Here is a 17,535-nt window from a genome sequence, read left to right as displayed (position 1 = left end):
TAGTCTTGCTATTGACGGGTGGACTTTATAGGTCTTCTGATGCGACATTCCCACCGCACTTGAGCGCAAGCGACGCAAGCGCCGCCGCGATCGCATCGCTTGCGGCGTGCGCCGCGCTGTCGGTCTTGAACGTCGCTGCCCATCGGGCAGGGGATGCCTTTATCTTGATCGCTGCGTGCGCTCTGATCTTGAGTACCACCTTACAACGCCGCGCCGAACTGAACCTCTGGACAGCCGGCGCCTGGTGGTTGGCTGGTCTCCTGTGCGTGGTCGTGGCGGCACTTCAATACTTCGTGCCGCAGTTTGTCGATAGCAGCTTAGTCGCCAACAACGGCTCTCCCGGGCGCGCCGTTGGCAATATGCGCCAGCCCAATCACTTAGCAACAGCCTTGCTGTGCTCGATAGTGATGACCGCGTGGCTGTGGCAGGAAGGCCGCTTGCGAGGGTCATGGGCGGCCACGTCGCTCATCGCTATGGTACTGGCAGTGGCGCTAAGTGCATCGCGCACTGGGGCGCTGTCGCTCGGCGTGCTGCTGCTGTGGGCCGTGGTCGACCGCTCGCTGCCGCGCGCAGCGCGATGGACACTCGCGCTGACGCCTGTGGCCTACCTCATCTTCTGGGCCGGTCTGGCCGAATACGCTGCATGGCAACACGCCCACTTCTATGCTGCGGAACGCCTGCAGTCCAGCAGCGACATCAGCAGCTCGCGCTTCGCCATCTGGCACAACGCGCTGACGCTGATCGCGCAGAACCCGTGGACTGGCGTCGGCTGGGGCAACTTCAACTTCGCCTGGACCTTCACGCCTTTCCCTGACCGGCCGGTCGCCTTCTTCGACCACACGCACAACCTCCCTCTGCAACTCGCGGTCGAGATCGGCCTGCCGGCCACGGCTTTGGTGCTGGGCCTGTTCGGTTGGGCGCTCTGGCGCGCACGTGGAGCCTGGCGGGTGGCAGGCGAAAAGCGGGGCCATCCGGCGCGCGCGGCCTTCGTGATGCTGGTGGTGCTGGGGGTGCACAGCCTGCTCGAGTACCCGCTGTGGTACGCCTACTTCCTGCTGCCGGCAGCCTGGGCGCTGGGCGTGTTTCTCGGGTCGGCGCCGGCAAAGGAGCCGGCTACCGATCTCAATGCACCGGCGAGTCCGGCGGTCGCCATCATGGCGCGGTGGTCGACGTTCCTTGTGCGTGCGGCCGGTGCACTGATGATCGTCGGTGCCGCCTATGCCGCCTGGGACCACCGCCGCATCGAGGTCATCTTCGCGCCGCCGGCCGGCGCCGGGCCGTTGGCGGAACGCATCGCCGTCGGACGCGAGAGCCTGCTGTTCGGCCATCACGCCGACTACGCCGCGGTGACCAACGAGCCGAAGGATCAGGCGCTGGCGAGCTTTCGCCGTCCGCTGCACCACCTGGTCGATGTGCGTCTGCTCCTCGCGTACATCGAGGCGCTGAAGGCCCATGGCCGCGATGCGGAGGCGCTGTATGCGTCTCAGCGGCTGCGGGAGTTCCGGCGCGACGACGCACAGGCCTACTTCAAGGATTGCACGGCCGACAACCCGGCGCCGCCCTTCCAGTGCCGCACTGCGCCGGTGGCGCTGACCTGGCGCGACCTGGAGCCCTAAGCCGAAGACCCTGGCCCTGTCAGCCCGCGGGATCCGCGACGAACGATCCCGACTTGCCGCCATGCTTCTCGAGCAGCCGCACGCCCTCGATCACCATGCCCCGGTCGATCGCCTTGCACATGTCGTAGATGGTCAGCAGGCCGATCTGCACGGCCGTCAGCGCCTCCATCTCCACGCCGGTGGGCCCCAGCGTCTCGGCCGTCACGCGGCAGGCGATGCGAGTGGCGGTCTCATCGATCTCGAACTCGGCGGCCACGCGCGTCAACGGCAGCGGGTGGCACAGGGGGATCAACTCGGCCGTGCGCTTGGCAGCCTGGATGGCCGCGATGCGTGCGATGCCGATCACGTCCCCCTTCTTCGCGCTGCCCTGCGCGACGACCTGGAGCGTGGCCGGCAGCATGCGGATCCAGCCCTCGGCCACCGCCACGCGGTGCGTCGCCGCCTTGGCGGACACGTCGACCATGTGGGCCTGGCCCTGGGCGTCGAAGTGGGTCAGTCCGCTGGCCGGTGAAGATGACTTGGGGGCGACGCTCATGGCTGCGGCAACAATGGGAAACAGGGCTGCGGCATCATAGACGCACGTCTTGCTGAACTGCCTTGCTCTCGAAAGGTCTTAGCTGTGGCTTACCGTCTGACCGACCTCATGGAACCGACCTTTCTCCATCGCCAGCCCAACGCCAAAGCAAGCCCCGGTTCCCGGGCTCCGAGGCTGCATCGCGTCGGCGAGTTGCACATCGTCTGATGACTGAGCTTCGTCGTCTGCCCGTTCGGGCCTTCTCGCTCGTCCTGAGCCTGACGTTAGCCGCACAAGGCCTAGCGCCCGCTGCGCTGGCGCAGCAGGGCAGCCCAGGCTCGCGCAACAACCTGCCGGCCCTGGGCGACAGCGCATCCGACGACATCTCGGTGCCGAACGAGCGCCGCATCGGCGACCGCATCATGCGCGACATCCGGCGCGACGCGGACTACCTGGACGACCCCATCCTGCTCGAGTACGTGCAGACCATGATGAGCGCGCTCATCGTGTCGTCGCGCGAGCGCGGCAACATCCCGACCGAGCTGGACGAGCGCTTCGCGTGGGAAGCCTTCCTCGTGCGCGACCGCACGGTGAACGCCTTCGCGCTGCCGGGTGGCTACATGGGCGTGCACCTGGGCCTGATGGCCATCACGGCGACGCCTGCCGAGCTGGCCTCGGTGCTGGCGCACGAGCTGTCGCACGTGACGCAGCGGCACATCGCGCGCAGCGTGGGCGCGAACAAGCTCACCTCGTTGGCGGGGATCGCCGGGCTGATTCTCGGCGTGCTCGCGGCCAGCCGCAGCCCTGAGGCCGCCAATGCGCTGATCACCGGCGGGCAGGCGGTGGCGGTGCAGGGGCAGCTGAACTATTCGCGAGATGCCGAGCGCGAGGCCGACCGCGTGGGCTTCAACGTGCTCACCGGCGCCGGTTACTCGCCGGCCGGCATGCCGGCGATGTTCGAAAAGCTGCTGCAGGCCTCGCGCCTGAACGACAGCCAGAACTACCCTTACCTGCGCAGCCACCCGCTGACCACCGAACGCATCGGCGAAGCCCGTTCGCGCCTCGGTGTGGCCAATGCCGCGCCGCCGCCCCGGCCGCTGCTGCACGTGCTGATGCAGGCCCGCGCCCGCGTGCTGATGGACACGCGCGACAGCGCGCTCCAGCGCGCCCAGGACTTCGACACCGAGCGGGCCCTGGCCACCGTCGCCGCGCCCGCCGACCGGCTGGGGGCGCTGTACGGCAGTGCGCTGGCGTCGATCCTGCGGCGCGATTTCTCGCGCGCCGACGCGGCCTTGAGCGCTGCACGCCCGCTGGCGGACGGCGACAAGGACGCCATGAATGCCTTGGCGCTGTTGACGCTGCAAGGTCTGCTGGTGCGCAGCGATGGCATGCGCGCCGACCCCGTGCTCGGTAGCCTGCTGGCCGCGCCGGGGGGGCAGGACTCCCGCACGCTGCTGCTCGCGCAGGCGCAACGCGCACTGCTGCCGGGCAGCCCGCCCGAGATGCAGCGCGCGGCCGTCGACCGCCTTCAGACCTGGGTGGCCGTCCACCGGCAGGACGCGCTGGCCTGGGGCAGCGCTGCGCAACTGTGGGAACGGCTGGGTCAGCGGCTGCGGGCAGTGCGCGCGGACGCCGAGTCGCGCGCGGCGGTCGGTGACGTGCAGGGCGCCGTCGAGCGGCTGCGCGCCGCGCAGAAGCTGGCCCGCACGGCGACCGGCAGCGACTTCATCGAGGCCTCGGTGCTCGAATCCCGGCTGCGCGAGCTGGAGCTGCAGCGTCGGCAGATCATTGCCGAGGAGCGCGGTGAGCTTTGAGGTCGGCGCGTCGGAGCGACGGCACGATCCGCCGGCACCTCAGCGGCTGAACAACCGCTCCATCGCCGCGTCGATCACCAACCCGCACACGCTGTAGATCAGCGAACCGATCAGGGCGGCGCCGAAGCCGCGCACGCTGAAGCCGTCGAGCACGCTCGCGGCGAAATAGAACATCAGCGCGTTGATGACGAACAGGAACAGGCCCAGCGTCAGCAGCGTGACCGGCAGGGTCAGCAGCACCAGCAGTGGGCGCAGCACGGCGTTGAACAGGCCGAGCACCAGCGCCGCGATCATCGCGGCACCGAAGCTCTGCACCACGACGCCCGGGTAGAGATGGGCCACCAGCAGCAGCGCGGCCGCCAGCAGCAGCCATCGGACGAGGATCTTCATGGCGCGCAGGATACACGGCGAGCCGCGGATCCTGCGCGGATGCCGCTCGCGTCAGACCACGCTCAGCCGCACCTCGATGTTGCCGCGCGTGGCGTTCGAGTACGGGCACACGCCGTGCGCCGCCTCGACCAGCGCCTCGGCGTCGGCCTTGGCCATGCCGGGGATGCTGATCGCCAGGTCGACCTCGATGCCGAAGCCCTGCGGGATCCCGCCGATGCCGACCTTGCCGGTCACGGTGGTGTCGGCCGGCAGCGCCTGCTTCTTCTGGCCGGCCACGAACTTCATCGCGCCGAGGAAGCAGGCCGAATAGCCCGCGGCGAACAGCTGCTCGGGGTTGGTGCCGGGGCCGCCGCCGCCGCCCAGTTCCTTCGGCGTGGACAGCTGGATGTCGAGCACCTTGTCCGACGACACGGCGCGGCCCTCGCGGCCGCCGGTGGCGGTGGCCTGGGCACGGTAGAGCACGTTCTCGATCTTGTTCATGGTCGGTCCTTTCAGGAGCAGGGGGTGGAATGCGGCCTTCTGTCGTTCAGGCCGCGGCGGAAACTTCGGTGCCGTGGTGGAGCGCCGCGCGCAGACGTTGCAGCGTCGTGGTCAGCGTGGCCACTTCGCCAGGCGAGCAGGCGGAGGCTTCGGCCAGCGCCGCCGGGATCCCGAGCGCGCGCCGCCGCAGCGCGCGGCCGGCAGGTGTCAGCGTGACGACGACACGGCGCTCGTCGTCGGTGGCGCGCTCGCGCGTCAGCCACCCGGCGGCCTGCAGCCGCTTGAGCAGCGGCGTCAGCGTGCCGGAGTCGAGGAACAGACGTTCACCGAGCGAAGACACGCTCGATCCGTCGTGTTCCCACAGCGCCAGCATCACCAGGTACTGCGGGTAGGTCAGCCCCAGGGCGTCGAGCAGAGGCCGGTAGCGCTTGGTCATCGCGAGAGACGCCGAGTAGAGCGCAAAGCACAGCTGCGCATCGAGCGCCAGTGCAGACGCGGGCGCGGCCGTTACCGGCCGGCGCCGCGCACGCCGCAGCGGCCGACGGGCCGTCGCGCGCACCGCGCTGTCGAGCAACGGTCTGGTCGGGGTGCGGTGCGTGGCCATGGACGAACTTTAGCGCCGATCTCACAATTGAATTGCACACAATAGAATTGCCAACATTCAAAAAGGGGACTTCCGATCGCGGTGTGGCCTCTCGTTCCGCGCGTTCAATGCGGCGTTGCATCATGGCTCGCAGCGTCCCAAGTGATGCCCGGCAGCGACAGAACGGGCCGCCAGCCCGCAGCAATGCGCGTTTTCCATGGACAAACTGCTTCTCAATGCAGCACACGCGCAGTACCATTCGCGCCGCAGGGTCGCTGTGAGAATGAGAGCTCATGCGGCTATCGCCCGGGGCCCAGCACATCAACAACTTTTGATGGAGTGATTCAAATGGCAACTGCGAAGAAGGCCGCCGCCAAGAAGGCGCCGGCAAAGAAGGCCGCTCCGGCCAAGAAGGCGGCACCGGCGAAGAAGGCCGCTCCGGCCAAGAAGGCGGCGCCCGCCAAGAAGGCTCCCGCGAAGAAGGCCGCTCCGGCCAAGAAGCGCACGCCGAACGCCGCCTTCATGAAGGCCCTGACGCCCAGCGCAGCGCTGGCCGCGATCGTCGGCGACAAGCCGCTGCCGCGCACCGATGTGACCAAGAAGATCTGGGAATACATCAAGAAGCACAAGCTGCAGGACGCCGTGCAGAAGCGCGTGATCGTCGCCGACGCCAAGCTGAAGGAAGTCTTCGGCAAGGCCAAGGCCGACATGTTCGAGATGACCAAGCTCGTCAACAGCCACCTCAAGTGAGCTGCCGGTCCTCGTGACCGCATCGGAAGCCCGGCCCCGGCCGGGCTTTTTTGTGGGCGCCTGTCCGAGGCAGCCCACCGCGCAGCGGCTGCCGCGTCAGCCGAACGGCCGCACGCCGATCCATGCACCGTGGGCCCAGAACGCAAACACCGCCCACGCCACGGCACCAACCACCACGGTGATCGCGGTCGCCCCGGCGCGGCCGGGCGGGGTGGCCACCCCCGTAGCGCGGTCCCGGCCGCGCGCGGCACGGAAGCACAGCACGGCCCAGACCAGGAAGCCGCCGAACAGCAGCACATCGGCCAGCGTGCCGTTGGCCAGCAGGTGCGCGAGAGCCCAGACCTTGACGCCCAGCACCATCGGATGGCGCAGCTTCGCCTTGAGGCCATTGCCGGGCACATAGGCGGCGGCCAGCAGCACGAAGGACACCAGGGTCAGCAGCGCGGCGATGTGGCGCATCGCAACCGGCGGCGTCCACAGCAGCACCGGCTGCTGCCGCGCCAGGCCGTAGCCCCACGCCAGCAGCACGAAGCCGATCAGCGACACCACCGCATAGGCGGCCTTCCAGCGCGCCTCGCCCGCACGCGCCAACGTGCGCGTGCGCCAGGGCTCCGCAAAGATGCGCACCGAGTGCGTGCCGAGAAAGAGAACAAGGCCGAGGATCAGGACGAGCATGACGGACTCCGGTGGTTGCGCGCGAGCGTAACGCAGCCTCGGTCGCGGGCGTGCCACGGGTAGGATCACCGGGAACCCACCGAAAGCCGCTGATGACGACCCTCGACTGCATCGAGATCCAGACCACCGACCAACCGGCCGCCAGCGTCATCGTGCTGCACGGCCTGGGCGCCGACGGCAACGACTTCGTGCCGATCTGCGAGGAACTCGACCTCGACGCCGTCGGCGGCGCGCGCTTCATCTTCCCGCACGCGCCGACGCGGCCGGTCACGATCAACGGTGGCTACGTGATGCGCGCCTGGTACGACATCCTCGGCACCGACGGGCCGCGCCGCGAGGACGAAGCCGGGCTGCGTGCATCGCTGGAACTGGTGCGTGCGCTGATCGAGCGCGAGAACGCGCGCGGCATCCCCAGCTCGCGCATCGTGCTGGCCGGCTTCTCGCAAGGCTGCGCGATGACGCTGCTGACCGGCCTGCGCCACGGCGAGCGCCTCGCGGGCCTGGCCGGCCTCTCGGGTTACCTGCCGCTGGCGCCAGTGACCGCCGACGAGCGCAGCGCGGCCAACGCCGATGTGCCGATCTTCCTGGCCCACGGCCGCGCCGACCCGGTGATCCCGCTGCCGCGCGCCACCGCCTCGCGCGACGCGCTGCAGGCGCTGGGCTATGCGGTGGAGTGGCACGAGTACCCGATGCCGCACTCGGTGTGCCCGGAGGAGATCGCCGACCTGAACCGCTGGCTGCTGCGCGTGCTGGCCTGAGGCCAGGGCGGCCGGCGGGTCAGAACACCTCTTCGGTCGTCACCTCGAAGCGCAGCAGCTGGTTCTGCCCGAAGGCCATCGTGATCGGCACGTCGCCGGCGTCGCGGCCGCGGCCCATCACGATGCGGCCGATGCGCGGCTGGTTGTGGCGGGCGTCGAAGGTGTACCACTGCTCGCCGAGGTAGGCCTCGAACCAGGCGCTGAAATCCATCGGGCAGGGCACCGGCGGGATGCCGATGTCGCCGAGATAGCCGGTGACGTAGCGCGCCGGGATGTTCATGCAGCGGCACAGCGTGACGGCCAGGTGGGCGAAGTCGCGGCACACGCCGGTGCGTTCGCGGTAGCCCTCCAGGGCGGTGCGGTTGGCGCGAGCGTTCTGGTAGTCGAAGCGGATGTGCCCGTGGACGAAATCGCAGATCGCCTGCACGCGCGCCCAGCCCGGCGGCGTGCGGCCGAACTGGTTCCACGCGAAATTCAGCAGCTCGCTGTCGACCTCGCAGTAGCGACTGGGCAGCAGGAACTGCAACGTGGCCAACGGCAGGTCGCGTGGATCGTGCTGCCAGGCACCGTAGGCCACCGGGTCGGGCAGGCCGGAATCGCGCACCACCGCGTCGTTGGTGAAGCGCACCGAGCCCACGCCCGGCGGCACGTTGACGCGCCCGCAGTGGTTGCCGAAGCTGTCGACGTATTCGTCGTTGCCGAAGAAGGGCGTGATCCAGAAGTTCTCGGGCGTCACCAGGTCGTCGCGCCGCGTGGGGTGCACGTGCAGCAGGTGGATGAGCGCCGTCGGCGACGCGACGGAGAGCTCGATGTCGAACCCGATCTTGATCAGCACGGCGCGACTCCTGAGGAAGGGACGCCGGGAGATCGAGCGCCTGTCGACCGAGTGTGCGCCGCGAGCGGCGCACCCACCGCAGCAAATGACGCAAGACGTTGTGAGACAGCACGCCGCGTCGCTGTCGGACGCCAACCGGCCGAGCCGCTAGGGCGCTTTCAAGGCGCACACGAAACGCTCGACCTGCCGCGCGACCCAGGGGCCGTCGTCGAGCGGCAAGTCGTGGCCCGCGCCCGGGTGCTCGGCGATCGGCAGCGCCCACGCCTGCGCCAATCGGCGCGAGCAGTGCGGGTCGACCAGCGCATCCTGTGCGCTCGCCAGCACCAGCAGCGGCACCGGCGGGCGCAACGGCGGCGCACGAAAACGGGCGGCGGCGAACAGCTGCCGCAGCGCATTGGCGCGCGATACCGGACACTCGCGCCGCCACGCCGTCCACGCGCTCAGCAGCGCGTCGTGTTCCGCATCTTCGAAGCAGCGCCGGCTGGTCATTGCCAGGATGCGGCGCTCTCGCTCGGCCGCATCGGCGTCGCTCAGCGCCAGCCGCAGCAGCATCGCGTACTGCGACGGTCGCAGCCGCTGACGAAAGGCGCCGAAGGGCCGCAGGCTGGTGTTGATCAGCACCGCCGCGGACAGCTCGCGCGGCTGCGCGTGCGCCCAGGCCACCGCCACCATCGCGCCGAGCGACATCGCCAGCACGCGGTAGGGCGGCGCCACGCCCAGGGCCTGCAGCGCAGTGCGGCAGTGCGCCGCCATCGCCGGCACGCTGGCCGGGCTGCGCTGCGCATGCAGCGCTCCGTTGCCCGGCAGGTCGAGCGCGATGACCGGTGCCCCGGGCTGCAGCGCGCGCAGCTGTGCCGCAAAGTCGCCCCAGTGCCGCGCCTCGCGCGTCAGGCCGCGCAGCAGCACCCAGGGCACGGCGTCGTGGCTCACCGCCGCGTCCCCCGGTACCAGCGCGCCAGCGCCTGCTCCTGGTGCTGCTCGCGCGCCGCGCCCTGCGGCAGCCAGGCGGCATGGCCGCAGGCGGCGCGGGCGATGAAGTCCAGCCAGGCCACGTGCCGCCGCAGCACGCGCTGCTGGCGGTGCTGGATCAGCGGGTTGAACAGGCCGTGGCGCGTGAACAGCTGGCGCGGATTCTTCTTCACCCACAGCCACGAGCCCATCTCCAGCGTGAGCGGCAGGAACACGCGCTCGGGATGCTGCTCAACGGCACGCAGGTAGAGGTGGTCCCACAGGTCGCCGTGCGCCAGGTACTGGCGGCTCTGCGGCTCGAACACATAGCGGTGGTGGGTGTGCGCGTGATCGAGCAGGGCGTTCAGCGCATGCATCTCCGCCAGGTGCGGGATCGGCCGCGCCGTGTGGGCGTAGGGAAACCAGATGCGGTCGTGCAGGCCGAAGCCCGAGTGGCAGTCGACCGCGACGCTGAAGCGCCGCGTCAGCAGCTCCTCCTGCACCACGCGACTCAGCGCCTGGCTCTCGGCCTCCATCGCCGCGCCCAGCGCGCCGCGGTACCACGGCAGGCCGGCGCTGAGCCGCTGGCCGCCGACCAGGAAGGGCGCGCGGTCGTCGGCGTCGACCGGCGCATTGCGCATCAGGTCCACGCCCTGCGGGTTGGCGCGCGTGCCGCGCCACAGCCCGCCGGGATTGACCAGCGGCATGAACACCAGGCGCAGCATGTCGAGCTGGCGGTGCAGCAGCACGTCCCACGACAGGCGGCTCACCACGCTGCGCAGGCAGGCCAGCACCACCTCGGCGCCGATCCGCTCCAGCCCGTGCACGCCGCCGAAGAAGCCGACCGCCGGCAGCGCCGGGTCGGGATTGCCCAGCGTGACGGCGTGGACCGGCAGGAGCCGGCCGTCGCCGACGTTCACCTCGCACACCACGCGCTGCTGCAGGTGCGCGCCGCCTTGCCGGACGATGCGCTGGAGTTCGGCAAGTTCGGCCAGCTCGGGAGGCATCACGCGGCGCGGTCCGGCATCAGGGGCCTCAGGATAGCGGCGCAGGCCCGCCGGCACGGCCTTCGTCACGCGCGACGGCGGGCTTCATCGCGCTGCCATCAAGGCGTCACACGGCGTCGCTAGCGTGCATCGACACGGGCCCGTTCCGGGGCCGGCGCACGCAGGGAGTTGCCATGAACCGTCGCACTCGACGCCAGCCTTTCGGCCTTCCGGCGCGCGCCCTCGGCAGCGCGCTGCTGTGGGGGGCGGTGGAGTTCGTCGCGTTGTGCCGCTCGCGCTGGGTGGGGCGGGGGCTGCGCAAGGCCTGACGCGGCCGCAGCGCGCGTCGCGGGGCAGGGCTCTACCAGTCCTTCAACCGCCGCTTGAGCTTCTGCACCACCACCGCGTGCATCTGCGACACGCGCGAGGGGCTGACGCCCAGCGACTCGGCGGCGTCCTGGTGGTCCAGGCCGCGCTCGTAGATCATCTTCATCATCAACTGCTCGCGCTCCTCGAGCGTGTCGAAGGCGGCGTTGAGGGCCGTCGTGCGCTGGCGGCGCTGCAGCGCGGCCAGCGGGTCGGCGTGGTCGTCGGCGGTGGCGTGCAGGTCGTCCTCGGCGCCGCGGGCCGAGGCCTCGTCGGCCAGGCCGTCGAGCGGCGCATCGCCGGCGCGCTGGCCGGCGGCGCCGGCCTCGACCAGGCGCTGGTGCAGGCGCGCCAGCGACCAGCCGAGCTCGCTGGCCACTTCCATGGCGCGCGGCGGGCGCAGCAGGCGGTGCTCGAGCGCCTGCACCGCGGCGCGGATGGCGCGCTGGTGGGCGCGGGCATCGCGCGACAGGGTGTCGGCGGCGCGCAGGCTGTCGAGCATGGCGCCTTCGATGCGGCGCGAGGCATAGGTGTCGAAGCTGGCGCCGAAGCTTTCCTCGAAGCGGGTGATGGCCTCGTTCAGGCCGATCAGGCCGGCCTGCAGCAGCTCGTCCATCTCCACGTTGGCCGGCAGCCGCGCGCGCATGCGCTTGGCGATGCGGCGCACCAGCGCGCCGTGCTGGTGCAACTGCTCGTTGCGCACGGTGGCCGCGGTGTCGGCGGTGGAGGGAGCCATGGCCGTGTTGTCGGTCACCGCCGCTGGAACTTGAGTCCCCGGCTTGCGGGGCTTCACGCGCCGGCCTCCACCAGGCAGCGCCGCAGGCCGCTGCGCTGTGCCCGCTGCAGGCGCGCCAGCAGCGCATGGCTCACCGCACGCTCGGCCAGCTCGGCGGCGTAGCGAGCGCGCAGGTCGTCCTGCAGGCGCAGCAGCAGGTGGGCGGTGGTCTCGGCATCGGCCAGTGCGCGGTGCGCGCGGCCGCCGTCGGGCAGCGCGTGCAGCTTCGCGAGCGTGCCGAGCCGGTGGTTCGGCGCTTCGGGGTAGAGGCGGCGCGCCAGCAGCAGCGTGCAGACGAACGCGTGGGCAGCGTCCTCGTTGCAGCCGGCCCGTTCGCGCTCGGCCTGCCAGAAGCCACGATCGAAGGCCGCGTTGTGCGCCACCAGCGGGCAGCCGGCGGTGAAGTCGAGCACCTCGCGCATCACCCGCTCGGCCGGCGGCGCGCGCTCCAGCATGCGGTTGCTGATGCCGGTGAGCTGCTCGATGAAGGGCGGCACCCAGGTGCCGCTGTTCATCAGGCTCTGGTAGCGGCCGACGATCTGCCCGCCGCGCACCAGCACCGCGGCGATCTCGGTGGCGCGCGCCCCCTGGCCGGGCGAGATGCCGGTGGTTTCGAAGTCGATGACGGCGATGGTTTCCATGCGGTGGCAGCCGCGAGTGTCCCCGAACCGGCGCCAGCGCCGCCGTCCGTCGGCGGCACGCGCCTTCCTCCTACAGCGCCGGCGCACGGCGCTCGGTACAACTTGGGGCCGTCTCATCTTCCCTGCCATGAGTTCCGCTGACGCCGCGTCTCCCTTCGCCTTCAAGGTGCTGACCGTGAACACCCACAAGGGCTTCACCTCGTTCAACCGCAAGTTCATGCTGCATGAGCTGCGCGACGCTGTGCGCACCGTGGGGGCCGACGTGGTGTTCCTGCAGGAAGTGCAGGGCACGCACGAGCGCCACACCGCCCGCCTCGCCAACTGGCCGGCGGTGCCGCACTACGAATTCCTGGCCGACTCGATCTGGCCGCAGTTCGCCTACGGCCGCAACGCGGTCTATCCGCACGGCCACCACGGCAACGCGGTGCTGTCCAAGTTCCCGATCCTGCGGCACGAGAACCTCGACGTGTCGATCAGCGGTCCCGAGCGGCGCGGCCTGCTGCACTGCGTGCTGCAGTTGCCCGGCCGCAGTGCCAACGTGCACGCGGTGTGCGTGCACCTGGGCCTGCAGGAGTCGCACCGCAGCCGCCAGCTCGCGCTGCTGTGCGAGCTGGTCGAGCGCGAGGTGCCGGCCGACGCGCCGCTGGTGGTGGCCGGCGACTTCAACGACTGGCGGCGCAGCGCGCACCGCGTGCTGGAGCACCGCGCCGGCCTGCGCGAGGTGTTCCTGCACTCGGGAGGCACCTCCGCCCGCACCTTTCCGGCCCGCTTCCCGATGCTGCAGCTCGACCGCATCTACGTGCGCAACGCCGCGGTGCATGCGCCCGTGGTGCTGCCACGCCGGCCGTGGTCGCACCTGTCGGACCATGCGCCACTGGCCGCGGAGATCTCGCTGTGAGCGCGCCGCGCTGGGTCGACGGCAACCGCTTCACGCTGCTGGAGAACGGCGAGACCTATTTCCCGCGCGTGTTCGAGGCCATCGCCGCGGCACGCCACGAGGTGCTGCTGGAGACCTTCATCTTGTTCGAGGACAAGGTCGGGCTCGCGCTGCATGCCGCGCTGCTGTCGGCGGCGCGCAATGGCGCGAAGGTCGACATCACGATCGACGGCTTCGGCTCGCCCGACCTCTCTCCGGCCTTCATCGGCGCGCTCACCGAGGCCGGCGTGCGCGTGCACGTGTTCGACCCCGGCACGCGGCTGTTCGGCTGGCGCACCAACCTGTTCCGCCGCATGCACCGCAAGATCGTGGTGGTAGACGGCGAGCGCGCCTTCGTCGGCGGAATCAACTATTCGGCCGATCACCTGGCCGACTTCGGGCCCGAGGCCAAGCAGGACTACGCGGTGGAGCTGGAAGGGCCACTGGTCGCGCACATCCAGCGCTTCGCGCAGCAGGCCATCGTCGAAGGGCGCCCGGGCCGACCTCCGGAGCGCCGCTGGTTCCGACGCCGCGCGGCGCCGGCGGCGCTGCCGTCGCAGTCCACCGCCGGCGCCGCCCAGGCGATGTTCGTCACGCGCGACAACCGCGAGCACCCGCAGGACATCGAGCGCCACTACCGCGCCGTGATCCGCGCCGCGCGCCACCGGCTGGTGATCGCCAATGCCTACTTCTTCCCTGGCTACCGGTTGCTGAGAGAGCTGCGCCGGGCGGCACGGCGTGGTGTCCAGGTCTCGCTGATCCTGCAGGGCGAGCCCGACATGGCCATCGTCAAGAGCGCTGCCGAGATGCTGTACCACCACCTGCTGCGCGCCGGCGTGCACATCTACGAGTACTGCGAGCGCCCGCTCCACGGCAAGGTGGCGGTGGCCGACGACGAGTGGTCCACCGTGGGCTCCAGCAACCTCGATCCGTTGAGCCTGTCGCTCAACCTCGAGGCCAACGTGATGATCCGCGACCGCGACTTCAACCGCCAGCTGAGCGAGCGACTCGATCACCTGATGGCCCACTGCTGCAAGCGCATCGAGGCCACCGACCTGCAGGAGTCCAACCTGTGGCGGCTGGTGCGCAGCTTCTTCGTCTTCCACTTCCTGCGCCGCTACCCGGCGTGGGCCGGCTGGCTGCCAGCGCATGCGCCCCGGCTCAGCTCGGTGTCGCACGCGCCGGCCGCCGGCGCCGAGCGGCTCACCGAGCCGGCACGGAGCTGACGGCGATGGCGGCCGGGCCGGCTTCCGCAACGATGGCGCGGCGCGACACGGCCGGGCCGGACCGCGCGGCGAGCAGGCGGCACAGCCTCACGTCGCGCCCCTGGTGGCCGTGGGCGAAGCGCGGGCTGACGCTGGCTTTCTTTGCGCTCGTCACCTACCTGCTGGTCACCCAGGCCCGCACGGTGGCGTGGGGCGAGGTGATGGGGTCGGTGAAGAAACTGCCCGCCGCCAGCCTGTGGATGGCCGCCGCGCTGGCCGCGGCCAGCTACGCGCTCTACAGCTGCTTCGACCTGCTCGGTCGCCACAGCACCGGCCACCCGCTCGGGCCGCGCACGGTGATGGGCGTCAACTTCGTCAGCTACGCCTTCAACCTGAACCTGGGTTCGCTGGTCGGCGGCGTGGCCTTCCGCTACCGGCTGTATGCGCGGCTGGGGCTGGACAACGAGGTGATCACGCGCGTGCTGTCGATCAGCATGCTGACCAACTGGCTCGGCTACCTGCTGCTCGCCGGCACGGTGTTCCTGCTGTGGCCGCTGACGCCGCCGCCCGACTGGAAGCTCGACGGCCGCGCGCTGCAGGTGCTGGGCGGGGTGTTGCTGGCGGCAGCCATCGCCTACGTGGCGCTGTGCGCCTTCTCGCCGCGGCGCAGCTGGGCGCTGCGCGGCCACCGGCTCGATCTGCCCTCCGGCCGCTTCGCGCTGCTGCAGCTGGCGATGTCCAGTGCCAACTGGCTGCTGATGGCCACGCTGGTGTTCGTGCTGCTGCAGCAGCGCATCGACTTCCCCACCGTGCTGGGCGTGCTGCTGGTGGCCGCGATCGCCGGCGTCGTGACGCACGTGCCGGCCGGCCTGGGCGTGCTGGAGGCGGTGTTCGTGGCGCTGCTGTCGCACGAGCTGCCCAAGAACCAGCTGCTCGGCGCACTGCTGGCCTACCGGGCGCTCTATTACCTGGGCCCGCTGGCCGTGGCGACGCTGGCCTACCTGGCGATGGAGCTGCGCGCGCGCCGGCTCGCAGCCCGGCGCTGATTCAAAGGCTCAAAGGCGACCCGTGCAGTTCGGCGCGCCGCAGCGGCAGCGCAAGCGGCCTTCGTGGTGGCTCTCGCCGTAGTCGACGCTGAGTTCCTCGCCCACGGCAATGTCGCGCATCGCGTAGAACTCCACGCGCCCCTGGCGGATGCGCAGCGACGCGTTCGGGGCGCAGGAGTGGTTGGTGAAGCGCAGCGGATCGGCCGACTGCGAGGCATCGATCGCCCGCCGCTCGGACACTTCGACGATCATGATGCGGGCCTGCCCCCTGGCGCGGCGGCGAGCCTCGCGCACGCTGATCGATTCGCCGCGGATCTCGCCGATCTTGCGGCGCGCCGGAATGGCCTCGGCGGCGAACGCGCCCTGGCCGTCGATGCGGCTGGGCCGCACGCTGACGGCGAACTTCTGCGGATCGGCCGGCACGCCCTTGACGCGCGGCACGGCGGCCCGGGTTTCGACGGCAGAGAGGTTCGCGCTGATGCGTGGCATGGATCGATTGTCGCGTCAAGTCAGCGCGCTTCCAAAGCACGCGTCGGATGTCACGTTCGCAGGCGGCAGGATGGAGAACTGGCCCGGCGAAGGCCCGCTTTTCCCCTTCATGTCCGGGGTGCGCGGCCGATAAGCTCCGTACCAGTCCCATCGACGTCAGCACACACCATGAGCTACGCACACACCAACGCCGCCCGCCATTCTTCTTCGCTGCACGCCCTGCGCAGCCGCGATGCGATCGAATGGGAGGAACTGCCCTCGTTCGCCGATTCGCTGACCCAGCGCCTCGTCGTGCTCGGCCAGCGCCCGCTGGGCGAACGCATCGAGGCGGCCTCGCCGGCCTGGGTCGAGACCATGGCGGCCGACCTCGACCTGCTGCCGCCGTCGGAGCCGTTCCGCGAAGCCTTCCAGGGCCTGCACACCCGTGAAGTGCACGAGCCCGAGGTGTTCCGCCTGTTCTTCGGCGACTGATCGACCCCGGCGCGTGGCGCGGCGCATGCCGCCGTGCCCCACCCCGTGTCGGACGACGCCGACACGCGCTCGCGCCGCCGCCCGACGGACGCGACACCACCCCCCCTCCTATCCTTGCCTCATGACGCGCGCACGCGCGGCCGGCGCATTCGCGCCCCGGCCCGTGCGCAGGGAGCCGCTCATGCTGCGCAAGATCCTCATGTTCACCGTGACCTCCGGCCTGGCCATGCAACTGGTTCGCCACCTGTCGCGTCGCAAGGCGCCGCGTGAAGCGCGGCTCGATCGTGCGGCGGTCCGCACCTGGGAAGAGGAAGGCGGCGCCGTGAAGCCGGCCGATCCTCCGGCCCGGTCGTCGCCCCGCGCCACCACGCATTGAGTCGCCGCGGTGAAGCTGCCGCGCTGGGACCGCGTGGCGGTTCGCGCCTGGACGCTGTGGGCCGAGCAGCGCATCGGCCGCACCGCCGCCGCGCTGGCGTTCTACACGCTGTTCTCGCTCGCGCCCATCCTCGTGATCGCGACCGCGGTGGCCGGCGCGGTATGGGGGCGCGAGGCGGTGCAGGGGGACCTGGTGACCCAGCTGTCGCGCGTGGTCGGCGCCGAGGGCGGCCGGCTGCTGCAGGAGATGATCGCCAACGCCTACCGCTCGACCCGCGGCGGTTGGGCCACGCTGGCGGCCGTGGGCGCCACGCTGTTCGGCGCCAGTGCGGTGTTCGCCGAGTTGCGCGCCGCCTTCGAGCAGCTGTGGCGCCGTGACGGCGTGCCCGATCTGCCGCTCGGCCGGCTGCTGGCGGCGCTGGTGTCGGCCCGGCTGCGCGGCGTGGCGGTGGTGATCGGCATCGGCTTCGTGCTGCTCGCGTCGCTGGTGGTGAACTCACTGCTCGTCTCGCTGGGCGGCGCGGTCACGCCGATGCTGGCCGGCGGGCTGCTGCAGGCGGGCTGGTTGCTGGTGCTGCCGTCGCTCGTGTCCTTCGCCGTCACGGTGACGATGGTCGCACTGCTGCTGCGGGTGATGCTGCCGGTGCGGCTGCCGCGCCGGCAGCTCGGCGGCGTGGCGGTGTTCGGCGCGCTCGCCTTCGAGGCGGCCAAGGGCCTGGTCAGCGTCTACCTCGGCCACAGCGCGGTGGTGTCGACCTTCGGCGCCGCCGGCTCGGTGGCGATCCTGCTGGTGTGGCTCTACGTCGTGGCCTGCGTGGTGCTGCTGTGCGCCGTGCTGCTGCGCGCGATGTCGCACGACGCCACGCCGAAGTTCGACGGCGTCGGCGGGCTGTGACCGCAAC

The 17,535-nt window shown here is 70.8% G+C and carries 22 protein-coding genes; 11 read left to right on the top strand and 11 right to left on the bottom strand.

The window, feature by feature from the left end; translation table 11 throughout:
- Window positions 1–59 precede the first annotated feature (59 nt).
- Entirely contained in the window at window positions 60–1,616 is a 1,557-nt protein-coding gene (locus C1M51_RS09580; protein ID WP_165349669.1) for a PglL family O-oligosaccharyltransferase, read from the top strand.
- A gap of 19 nt (window positions 1,617–1,635) precedes the next feature.
- Here the strand turns inward: C1M51_RS09580 and moaC are convergent, their stop codons facing one another.
- Window positions 1,636–2,151: a cyclic pyranopterin monophosphate synthase MoaC gene (moaC, locus tag C1M51_RS09575; protein ID WP_129449351.1), complete on the bottom strand. Its 516-nt coding sequence runs from the start codon at window positions 2,149–2,151 to the stop codon at window positions 1,636–1,638.
- A 206-nt stretch (window positions 2,152–2,357) separates the two neighbouring features.
- Here moaC and C1M51_RS09570 point away from each other — a divergent pair, with 206 nt between their 5' ends.
- Entirely contained in the window at window positions 2,358–3,944 is a 1,587-nt protein-coding gene (locus C1M51_RS09570; RefSeq protein WP_129449349.1) for a M48 family metalloprotease, read from the top strand.
- Between the two features lie 39 nt (window positions 3,945–3,983).
- On the opposite strand, the gene C1M51_RS09565 is transcribed toward C1M51_RS09570, so the two are convergent.
- From C1M51_RS09565 to C1M51_RS09555, 3 genes are read right to left on the bottom strand one after another with little or no spacing between them, the layout of a single operon-like run.
- Window positions 3,984–4,334 (bottom strand): phage holin family protein, encoded by a 351-nt coding sequence (locus C1M51_RS09565; protein WP_011827660.1) that lies wholly within the window; start codon window positions 4,332–4,334, stop codon window positions 3,984–3,986.
- A gap of 51 nt (window positions 4,335–4,385) precedes the next feature.
- The gene (locus C1M51_RS09560) at window positions 4,386–4,814 is read right to left on the bottom strand and encodes an organic hydroperoxide resistance protein (RefSeq protein ID WP_129449347.1); all 429 of its coding nucleotides are present in this window, start codon (window positions 4,812–4,814) and stop codon (window positions 4,386–4,388) included.
- 46 nt (window positions 4,815–4,860) lie between these two features.
- Window positions 4,861–5,418 (bottom strand): MarR family winged helix-turn-helix transcriptional regulator, encoded by a 558-nt coding sequence (locus C1M51_RS09555; protein WP_242500023.1) that lies wholly within the window; start codon window positions 5,416–5,418, stop codon window positions 4,861–4,863.
- A gap of 327 nt (window positions 5,419–5,745) precedes the next feature.
- Between C1M51_RS09555 and C1M51_RS09550 the strand changes: the two genes are divergently transcribed.
- Window positions 5,746–6,147, top strand: coding sequence for an SWIB/MDM2 domain-containing protein (locus tag C1M51_RS09550; RefSeq protein ID WP_011827657.1), 402 nt, complete (start codon window positions 5,746–5,748; stop codon window positions 6,145–6,147).
- 96 nt (window positions 6,148–6,243) lie between these two features.
- On the opposite strand, the gene C1M51_RS09545 is transcribed toward C1M51_RS09550, so the two are convergent.
- A complete protein-coding gene (locus C1M51_RS09545) occupies window positions 6,244–6,822 on the bottom strand; it encodes an NnrU family protein (protein WP_036232234.1) in 579 nt (192 codons plus the stop codon).
- A 92-nt stretch (window positions 6,823–6,914) separates the two neighbouring features.
- Here C1M51_RS09545 and C1M51_RS09540 point away from each other — a divergent pair, with 92 nt between their 5' ends.
- The gene (locus C1M51_RS09540) at window positions 6,915–7,580 is read left to right on the top strand and encodes an alpha/beta hydrolase (RefSeq protein WP_129449345.1); all 666 of its coding nucleotides are present in this window, start codon (window positions 6,915–6,917) and stop codon (window positions 7,578–7,580) included.
- A gap of 19 nt (window positions 7,581–7,599) precedes the next feature.
- Here C1M51_RS09540 and C1M51_RS09535 read toward each other — a convergent pair whose 3' ends face one another.
- The 3 genes from C1M51_RS09535 to C1M51_RS09525 form a co-directional block, all read right to left on the bottom strand.
- On the bottom strand, window positions 7,600–8,415 hold the full coding sequence (locus C1M51_RS09535) for a transglutaminase family protein (RefSeq protein WP_129449343.1): 816 nt from the start codon (window positions 8,413–8,415) through the stop codon (window positions 7,600–7,602).
- 147 nt (window positions 8,416–8,562) lie between these two features.
- A complete protein-coding gene (locus C1M51_RS09530) occupies window positions 8,563–9,345 on the bottom strand; it encodes an alpha/beta fold hydrolase (RefSeq protein ID WP_129449341.1) in 783 nt (260 codons plus the stop codon).
- Entirely contained in the window at window positions 9,342–10,370 is a 1,029-nt protein-coding gene (locus C1M51_RS09525; protein ID WP_165349745.1) for a M14 family zinc carboxypeptidase, read from the bottom strand. Before C1M51_RS09525 ends, C1M51_RS09530 begins: the two co-directional genes overlap by 4 nt.
- Window positions 10,371–10,543: 173 nt before the next feature.
- On the opposite strand from C1M51_RS09525, the gene C1M51_RS19335 reads away from it, so the two are divergent.
- Window positions 10,544–10,678 (top strand): hypothetical protein, encoded by a 135-nt coding sequence (locus C1M51_RS19335; RefSeq protein ID WP_256360033.1) that lies wholly within the window; start codon window positions 10,544–10,546, stop codon window positions 10,676–10,678.
- Window positions 10,679–10,710: 32 nt separating this feature from the next.
- Here C1M51_RS19335 and C1M51_RS09520 read toward each other — a convergent pair whose 3' ends face one another.
- The gene (locus C1M51_RS09520; RefSeq protein ID WP_129449337.1) at window positions 10,711–11,451 is read right to left on the bottom strand and encodes a sigma-70 family RNA polymerase sigma factor; all 741 of its coding nucleotides are present in this window, start codon (window positions 11,449–11,451) and stop codon (window positions 10,711–10,713) included.
- Between the two features lie 53 nt (window positions 11,452–11,504).
- Window positions 11,505–12,131 carry a PolC-type DNA polymerase III gene (locus C1M51_RS09515; protein WP_129449335.1) on the bottom strand — a complete coding sequence of 209 codons (627 nt, stop codon included), beginning with the start codon at window positions 12,129–12,131 and terminating at the stop codon, window positions 11,505–11,507.
- A gap of 127 nt (window positions 12,132–12,258) precedes the next feature.
- Here C1M51_RS09515 and C1M51_RS09510 point away from each other — a divergent pair, with 127 nt between their 5' ends.
- From C1M51_RS09510 to C1M51_RS09500, 3 genes are read left to right on the top strand one after another with little or no spacing between them, the layout of a single operon-like run.
- Entirely contained in the window at window positions 12,259–13,029 is a 771-nt protein-coding gene (locus C1M51_RS09510) for an endonuclease/exonuclease/phosphatase family protein (protein WP_129449333.1), read from the top strand.
- Entirely contained in the window at window positions 13,026–14,273 is a 1,248-nt protein-coding gene (clsB, locus tag C1M51_RS09505) for a cardiolipin synthase ClsB (RefSeq protein WP_129449331.1), read from the top strand. The genes C1M51_RS09510 and clsB overlap by 4 nt, the downstream gene beginning before the upstream one ends.
- 32 nt (window positions 14,274–14,305) lie before the next feature.
- Window positions 14,306–15,298 carry a lysylphosphatidylglycerol synthase domain-containing protein gene (locus tag C1M51_RS09500; RefSeq protein ID WP_207207837.1) on the top strand — a complete coding sequence of 331 codons (993 nt, stop codon included), beginning with the start codon at window positions 14,306–14,308 and terminating at the stop codon, window positions 15,296–15,298.
- 9 nt (window positions 15,299–15,307) lie between these two features.
- Here the strand turns inward: C1M51_RS09500 and C1M51_RS09495 are convergent, their stop codons facing one another.
- Window positions 15,308–15,787 carry an SET domain-containing protein gene (locus tag C1M51_RS09495; protein WP_242500022.1) on the bottom strand — a complete coding sequence of 160 codons (480 nt, stop codon included), beginning with the start codon at window positions 15,785–15,787 and terminating at the stop codon, window positions 15,308–15,310.
- A 168-nt stretch (window positions 15,788–15,955) separates the two neighbouring features.
- Between C1M51_RS09495 and C1M51_RS09490 the strand changes: the two genes are divergently transcribed.
- The 3 genes from C1M51_RS09490 to C1M51_RS09480 all read left to right on the top strand — a co-directional run bounded on the left by C1M51_RS09490 (window position 15,956) and on the right by C1M51_RS09480 (window position 17,528).
- Window positions 15,956–16,258 (top strand): hypothetical protein, encoded by a 303-nt coding sequence (locus tag C1M51_RS09490; RefSeq protein ID WP_129449330.1) that lies wholly within the window; start codon window positions 15,956–15,958, stop codon window positions 16,256–16,258.
- Between the two features lie 181 nt (window positions 16,259–16,439).
- Complete coding sequence (locus tag C1M51_RS09485; protein WP_129449328.1) at window positions 16,440–16,634, top strand: hypothetical protein; 195 nt, start codon at window positions 16,440–16,442, stop codon at window positions 16,632–16,634.
- Window positions 16,635–16,643: 9 nt separating this feature from the next.
- Window positions 16,644–17,528, top strand: a complete 885-nt coding sequence (locus C1M51_RS09480; RefSeq protein WP_129449326.1) for a YihY/virulence factor BrkB family protein — start codon at window positions 16,644–16,646, stop codon at window positions 17,526–17,528.
- Window positions 17,529–17,535: the final 7 nt, after the last annotated feature.

Source organism: Methylibium sp. Pch-M, from assembly GCF_004136295.1.
Lineage (GTDB): Bacteria > Pseudomonadota > Gammaproteobacteria > Burkholderiales > Burkholderiaceae_C > Methylibium > Methylibium petroleiphilum.
Note: the sequence above shows the minus strand (reverse complement) of the source record. Positions and strands in the feature narration are given on the sequence as shown.